Below are 6389 nucleotides of genomic sequence, written 5' to 3'. Positions count from 1 at the left end.
CGGGCAGCATCAGATAGGTCCGCCCCTCGTGCGTGAACGTCTGATAAAGCGCGATCCCGGCGGTCGAAGGCGCTGTCGTCCAGGAGTGCCAGGCCCACAAGCCCCCCGCCATCGCCCAGGTCACGATCAGCGCCAGCCACCACCAGCGCGCGATGACGTTCACGCTCTCCAGCTGTGAGCTCCAGCTCTCCTGCATCTCGCGGATAACGCTCTGCGTGGAACGCAGCTCGGCTTGCGATACGCGCTTCAAGCTCTCGCCGAGCTTCTTCAGCTCGGCCGAGGTCAGGGCCTCGATCTCGGCCATCTGCGCCGCCTGCCTCTCTTGCAACCGCTCGGTCAAGCTCTGCGTCATAGCTCCAGTCCTTCTCGTAAATCCGACCCTTGAGACGGAACCGCTCTTCGGTCTCGGGATCCTGCACGGTGATGTAATCCTTGCCCTGGCGCGGAACGGTCATGCCGGCCTCCTCCAGCGCCGCCACGAGCCCCGCACGGTCCCTGACAACACCAGCCCCCACAAGGCCGCTCAGAAGCCCGTGGAGGGCCTCCCTGCCCTCGCGCAGGGAAAAACCCTCCAGATCGCGCTGAGGCGCTCTGTGAAGCTCTCTGGCGCGCCCAGGGTCATCCGGACGCGCCCAGCCATGGGAATGGTTCAGAAAGTCCCTCAGAGGCCTGAACGTGCTCTCCCAGCCGGGCGGAGCGATGTTCAGGGCTTTTCCAGAGGTCAGCTCCATGCGCGGCGTCACGAAGTGCAACTCCACACGCCCGCCTTCGGTGTGCTGATGCCGCACCCAGGTGATGTCATACTGCTCAGGATCGAGACCCGCAAAGGCCAGCGCCTCAAATCGATCCATCACCTCGCGCTGCTGGTCTTCACTCGGCGCATCCTCCAGCGCAAAGCTCACCACCCCATGAGTGTAGCTCCACTGCCGCGCGATGCTGTCGATCAGATCCCGCGTCCGGTCCATGTCCCCGCGCACCACCTCAGGCGGGGCATGGTCGCGCCCCTGGCGCTCCGGATCGGTCAGATACTCGGCAATCGTCCCGCCTCCGCCACGCCCGCCGCTGGTGAACTTAATCAGCATCGCGCGGCCTCTCATGCGCAGCACGCAGGACGGCCAGCTCCCGGTCGATCTTGATCAGCCGCACGAGAAGCGACACCGTCTCCACCGGAGAACGGCGGTTCGCAGCGCGGGCAAGCTGGTTGAGGTTGTTCCCGATCCGGGCCAGCTCGCGCACCAGATCAGGGTCAACGCGCGGGGCCGCGCGACGGGGACGCAGGCGTTGTCCGGAAAGCGCCGCGCGGATCAGCTCCGACAGGGAAACCCCGCGGCTCGCGGCAATGGCCTGCCACTGCGCTTTCTCCTCGGCGCTCACACGCAGCTCGATCCGCTCCGACATGGAAGGGCCTCCAAGGGGTGCAGGGGACTCCCCCGCCGGGGTTCAGGGGCTGGCCCCACTCCAACGCAGAGCCCAATAGGCCTGCGCTCTCGGGGGTTTGAAGGGGGCAACAGCCCCCTCACCAGCGCGAAGGAGGACAGAGGAGGCAACGCCGAATCTGTCCGGATGAGAGTATGCTGGCGAAGAAGGTTAAAAAGGACAACCCGCAAATCTATCAGGATGGTTGAAAACGGGCGGACTATAACATATATGTTATGTTCATGTGGAAGGTTGAAACTCTGGACACACGCGTTGATCGGGAACTGTCAAAGCTCCCGCCTGATCTGTTCGCTCGGTTCCTTCGGATCGCAGAACTGCTGGAAGAGCACGGCCCGGAAATCGTGGGGATGCCGCATGTCCGAAGCCTCGCAGGGACCGGCGGGCTTTGGGAAATGCGTATGAGCGGCAAGGATGGGATAGGACGCGCCGTCTATGTGAAGGCACAGGGGCAGAGACTCGTTGTCGTCCATGTGTTCGAGAAGAAGACCCAGAAGACGCCTAAGACTGCCCTGGACACAGCTCGCAAGCGGGCAAAGGAGGTAACATGACCAAACTGGCCGACCTGAAGGCGGAGTTCCTGAAGACACCAGAGAACCGCGCCGCCTATGACGCCCTTGGACCTGAATTTGACCTGACCCGTCAGCTGATCGCTGCACGCGCGGCTTCGGGCCTGTCACAGGCGCAGGTGGCAGAGCGGATGGGTACGCGTCAGAGCGAAGTGTCCAGGATCGAAAGCGCCCGCCAGAACATCAGCATTGCGAAGCTGGCCCGCTATGCACAGGCGGTCGGAGCAAAGCTGGACATTCGCCTCGATCAGCGCTGACCCGCTTCTCAGCACAGCAATGGTAGCCACCCTGAACACCGCTTCAAGGTGGTTCTGAACCCCTCCAGAAGCGCCAAAATCACCCGAAAATTTCACAAAAGGCGCGCAGCGCTCTTCTTGTTCTAATAGTTCTAGTAGTTCAGGCGAAAATACGTCATTTAAATCAATATCTTGTGCGGTTATCGGTGACAAATGGGGCCGCTACGGTGACAAATGGGGCCGCTACGGTGACAAATGGGGCCAAAATCACGCATTTACAAGTGACACATTGTCATCAATGAGTGTCCCTCATGGGGAAGACACTCGAAGTGGCCGCGGATCGCGCCTTTGATCAGACCAAAACTGTGCTGCCCGCCGAGGTGGCGCGGGGCTTCTACATGCGCAACGCACCCAGCCTCCAGGCTCTCAAGCTGATGCACCTCATGATCGCCACGGCGGGGGGGCGCATGGCCGATGAGGTCGAGCATCGCATCCGCCTGTCAGATATCCGCAAGATTGATGGCATGCGGAACCACGACCGCGCCAGCCTCACGCCTCTGTTCGGAGAGCTGGCCGCCGCTGTCCTGACCCATGATGATCCTGACAAGATGGTCGTTACCATCGGAGGCCTGCTGGACGAGGCGAAGATTGACTATCGGCATGAGGCAAGCGGGGACCTACTGGTGTCTTGGTGGTTCCGCCGCACCTTCCGCCGCATGGCATCGGAATCGAACCACTGGGCCATCCTCGATCGGCAGACAGTGTTCCACCTGGGCAGCAAGTATTCCGTGCTGCTGTTCCAGCACGTCGCCAGCCTGGTTAACCTCGATCACATTCAGAGCAAGACCTTCACTGTGCAGGAGCTCCGGGCACTGCTGGGGGTGCCAGAGGGAAAGCTGGATCGGTTCGCAGATTTGAACCGCCGTGCCATTCAGCCCTCCATTGCCGAAATCAACCAGCTCTCCCGCCTCACTCTGACCGCGACCCCGAACAAGATCGGGCGCACGGTGGCCAGCGTGACCATCAGCTGGCAAGTCAAGGAGGACCCGATCGAAGCCAAGAAGGAACTCGCCCGCCCCAAGGCTGGGCGCACAGCGCGCCGTGAGGGCACCGTAGAGGCGCAAGTCCGGGTTTTCCCTGCCTCTGGGTCCATTGCCTACGGTGCCCACTGGACGGGCCTGAAACAGGCCGCAGGGTGCAACATGGACAATGGATTGATCGCGGACAAGTTCCGCGCCTGGTGCAAGGACAAGGGCATTGCCCTGGACGCGCCCAGCATCGAGCAGGCGTTCCGGAACTTCTGCGCCAAGGTGGGCAGGGTTTGATGCGAAGAGCCGACCAGATAAACCTACCCCCCAGAACCGGTTTCCGACCGGACACTAGTTCCGCAACCGACCCCCTGGGCGTTCGGCCATGAAGCTTTCTCTGAACCAGGCTGCCAGAATATGCGGGCGGGCAAAGTCCACTTTACTGGATGCCATAAAAAGCGGGCGTTTGAGCGCGATCAAGACGACAACAGGACGGTACGAGATCGATCCATCCGAGCTTCACCGCGTCTTTCCCTTCTCTGCGCCCGAACACCCAGAACCGGCGTTCGACCGGACACCGGAACCGATACCGACCACGCAGGAAAACCACTCGAAAACCAGGGAGTTAGAGCTTGAAGTTCAGCTTCTTCGCGAGATGCTGGAAAAGGCGGAGACGAATGCCGACCACTGGCGCAAGATGGCTGAGCGTCAGCAAGCCCTGCTCGAAGACAAGCGCCCCAAGGGGTTTTTCAAATGGCTGATCGGGCAGTGACAGAAAGCCCCCTCTCCCACGCAGCAGTGACGCAACGGCATCACCATGTGAGAAATTCCTTGGTTTTAGGGGGGGGGGCGACTTCCTGCGCGGATGATGTATAACCTCCTTCGAGGCACGAGGCACGAGGCACGAGCATGTTTAACAAACTGAAAAAAACAACACTGGCGGCGCTGACCGCTGCGGCAACGCTGGTCGGCAGCGGGCAGGCATGGGCATTTCAGACACAAGGCGTGCCGGCCAATCCCGCCCCTGGGGGCGTGACCCTTGGGAATTGCCAAGTATATATGGGCCAATACACAGATGGCACCATGGATGTTTACATCGATTTTTCCGCTACTGTTATGCCAGCATGGCAGTTTAGCAACATAACCCCCACCCCGAGCTTCCCACCAAATCCAATCTCAACGGGATTAATCGAAACCAACTGTGGAATTACCGGCGCAACAAATCTGACGATTGACGGTGCAAACGGTACGTTTGCTTCAGATGATTACTATGGGTTTTCAGTTGAAGGAACAGATCCCATTTCAGGCGAATATTCTCGCTGGGAGTTTGCTTTCACAGGCGCGGCGACAACCACACTTATTGCCCAACGAACTTTAGCAACTCCCCCCGACACCACCGCTCCCACTGTCACACTTTCCGGTGGGCCTGCCTCACTGATCGGCACGGACCCGTTCACCGTCACGGCGACCTTCTCGGAGGATGTGACCGGCTTTGACGATCTGGCGAACGACGTGACCGTCACCAACGGCACCGTCACCGCCATCACCGATGGCCCTGCGGTCTACACGCTCACCATTACGCCCACCGGCAATGGCGATGTCACGATCACGGTCCCTGTCGCGGCAGCACAAGACGCTGTCGGTAACCCCAACAGCGCCTCCAACACGCTGGTGATCGGCAACCGGATCGTGGAGATCACGCAGGAGCAGATCGCGGGCTTCATGCTGACCCGCGCCAACAACCTGGCCTCGAACCAGCCCGGCCTGACGCGGTTCCTGATGGGCGACGGCTGCGCGACGTTCAGCGCCAACGCCAATGAGGCTGCAGGCTCGATCAATGGCTGCGTCGCCGAGGGCAACGTCTGGGCCGAGATCAGCAGCTCCTGGTCCGGCGATGGCTCGTATACACTTGGCACCATCGGAGCTCATGGCTTCGTCAACCCCGACCTGCTTCTGGGCGGCATGGTCCAGTTCGACCATATGGATGACCCCGCCAACAATGCCTCGGGCCACGGCTGGATGATCGGTCCTTACTTCGTGGCGCGCGTTCCAGAGCAGCCGCTCTATTTCGAAGGCCGCCTGCTCTACGGTCAGACCGACAACGACATCACGCCGATCGGCACCTATACCGACAGCTTCGAGACCGAGCGCTGGCTGGCCCAGCTGCGCGCCACAGGCGAGTATCTGGTCCAGAGCACCACGCTGATGCCCCTGCTGGACTTCACCTACACCGAGGACAGCCAGCGCACCTATACCGACAGCTTGGGCAACACGATCCCGGGCCAGACCATCAGCCTGATGCAGCTGAACGCCGGCCTCGACTTCAGCCAGCCCCTGCCAGTGCAGTCCGGCACACTGACACTCACGGGCGGCCTCTCCGGGATCTACAGCGCCACGGACGGCGGTGCCGCAGCGCCGGAGTTCGAGAGCTGGCGCGGGCGCACCCATCTGGGCCTGAACTACGACACGGGCACAGGCGCCACCATGAATGTCGGGGCCTTCTACGACGGCATCGGAACCGGCTACGAAAGCTACGGCGCACGGGCTGGCTTCGACTGGAGGTTCTGACAAGAACCTGCCGCACACAGGCGCCCTATTCCCCTCCCGGGCGCCTAAATCCGCCCCCGCGCTGCTCGGCGGGGGCGGATTGCTACAATCCCCACCCATAACCGCGGTCCCGCTGGGCCACCCGCGCGATCTCACGTTCTAGCTCTTCCGTGTGGCCAGCAACTTGTTCACGGCATCGACCAAGGCTCTCGTTTGCCGCGTCTGCTCGGTCAATGCTGTGTCCAAGTCCTGCAAGTGCGCGGTCAAAGCGCTCTGCCGCGCTTCGATCTCCTTGATCCGCGCCCCAACCTTCGCGGAGTAATCCCGCAAGGCGCTCTCCATGACCTTTGAGGCTTTCAGCGAGGCCTCGGACCCGCTCGCCAAGGTCTCGAACTGCGCGAGCAAGGCGCGCTCGAAGGGGGTCAGCTGGTCCATCGCTTAATCCTCTCTCGGCAACACGACGCAGGGCATCCGCCTCTCGCCCTGCCGACAGACCATCGCCTCGGTCCCCTCGGGCAGCATCAGATAGGTCCGCCCCTCGTGCGTGAACGTCTGATAAAGCGCGATCCCGGCGG

8 protein-coding genes are annotated in these 6389 nt (G+C 61.7%); 5 read left to right on the top strand and 3 right to left on the bottom strand.

What is annotated here, in order from left to right; all coding sequences use genetic code 11:
* A partial coding sequence (locus Q9295_RS17775; protein WP_306681931.1) for a relaxase family protein occupies positions 1 to 1082 on the bottom strand: 1082 nt, incomplete at its 3' end.
* Positions 1072 to 1398 carry a plasmid mobilization protein gene (locus Q9295_RS17770; RefSeq protein WP_306681930.1) on the bottom strand — a complete coding sequence of 109 codons (327 nt, stop codon included), beginning with the start codon at positions 1396 to 1398 and terminating at the stop codon, positions 1072 to 1074. The genes Q9295_RS17775 and Q9295_RS17770, both read right to left, overlap by 11 nt.
* Before the next feature lie 260 nt (positions 1399 to 1658).
* Here Q9295_RS17770 and Q9295_RS17765 point away from each other — a divergent pair, with 260 nt between their 5' ends.
* The 5 genes from Q9295_RS17765 to Q9295_RS17745 all read left to right on the top strand — a co-directional run bounded on the left by Q9295_RS17765 (position 1659) and on the right by Q9295_RS17745 (position 5835).
* On the top strand, positions 1659 to 1985 hold the full coding sequence (locus tag Q9295_RS17765) for a type II toxin-antitoxin system RelE/ParE family toxin (RefSeq protein ID WP_306681929.1): 327 nt from the start codon (positions 1659 to 1661) through the stop codon (positions 1983 to 1985).
* On the top strand, positions 1982 to 2260 hold the full coding sequence (locus Q9295_RS17760) for a helix-turn-helix domain-containing protein (RefSeq protein ID WP_306681928.1): 279 nt from the start codon (positions 1982 to 1984) through the stop codon (positions 2258 to 2260). The genes Q9295_RS17765 and Q9295_RS17760 overlap by 4 nt, the downstream gene beginning before the upstream one ends.
* 290 nt (positions 2261 to 2550) lie before the next feature.
* On the top strand, positions 2551 to 3564 hold the full coding sequence (locus tag Q9295_RS17755) for a replication initiation protein (RefSeq protein ID WP_306681927.1): 1014 nt from the start codon (positions 2551 to 2553) through the stop codon (positions 3562 to 3564).
* A gap of 88 nt (positions 3565 to 3652) precedes the next feature.
* Positions 3653 to 4039, top strand: coding sequence for a hypothetical protein (locus tag Q9295_RS17750; RefSeq protein ID WP_306681926.1), 387 nt, complete (start codon positions 3653 to 3655; stop codon positions 4037 to 4039).
* 137 nt (positions 4040 to 4176) lie between these two features.
* Positions 4177 to 5835 (top strand): Ig-like domain-containing protein, encoded by a 1659-nt coding sequence (locus tag Q9295_RS17745; protein ID WP_306681925.1) that lies wholly within the window; start codon positions 4177 to 4179, stop codon positions 5833 to 5835.
* A gap of 138 nt (positions 5836 to 5973) precedes the next feature.
* On the opposite strand, the gene Q9295_RS17740 is transcribed toward Q9295_RS17745, so the two are convergent.
* Complete coding sequence (locus tag Q9295_RS17740; protein WP_306681924.1) at positions 5974 to 6249, bottom strand: hypothetical protein; 276 nt, start codon at positions 6247 to 6249, stop codon at positions 5974 to 5976.
* Positions 6250 to 6389 lie beyond the last annotated feature (140 nt).

This window comes from Pseudogemmobacter lacusdianii, assembly GCF_030848395.1.
Classification (GTDB): domain Bacteria; phylum Pseudomonadota; class Alphaproteobacteria; order Rhodobacterales; family Rhodobacteraceae; genus Pseudogemmobacter; species Pseudogemmobacter lacusdianii.
Note: the sequence above shows the minus strand (reverse complement) of the source record. Positions and strands in the feature narration are given on the sequence as shown.

Bases quoted from the DNA above. Each gene is read 5' to 3' on its own strand.
- Q9295_RS17770 (WP_306681930.1), bottom strand. From the start codon at position 1,398: ATGTCGGAGCGGATCGAGCTGCGTGTGAGCGCCGAGGAGAAAGCGCAG.
- Q9295_RS17745 (WP_306681925.1), top strand. From the start codon at position 4,177: ATGTTTAACAAACTGAAAAAAACAACACTGGCGGCGCTGACCGCTGCG.
- Q9295_RS17760 (WP_306681928.1), top strand. From the start codon at position 1,982: ATGACCAAACTGGCCGACCTGAAGGCGGAGTTCCTGAAGACACCAGAG.
- Q9295_RS17740 (WP_306681924.1), bottom strand. From the start codon at position 6,249: ATGGACCAGCTGACCCCCTTCGAGCGCGCCTTGCTCGCGCAGTTCGAG.
- Q9295_RS17765 (WP_306681929.1), top strand. From the start codon at position 1,659: ATGTGGAAGGTTGAAACTCTGGACACACGCGTTGATCGGGAACTGTCA.
- Q9295_RS17755 (WP_306681927.1), top strand. From the start codon at position 2,551: ATGGGGAAGACACTCGAAGTGGCCGCGGATCGCGCCTTTGATCAGACC.
- Q9295_RS17750 (WP_306681926.1), top strand. From the start codon at position 3,653: ATGAAGCTTTCTCTGAACCAGGCTGCCAGAATATGCGGGCGGGCAAAG.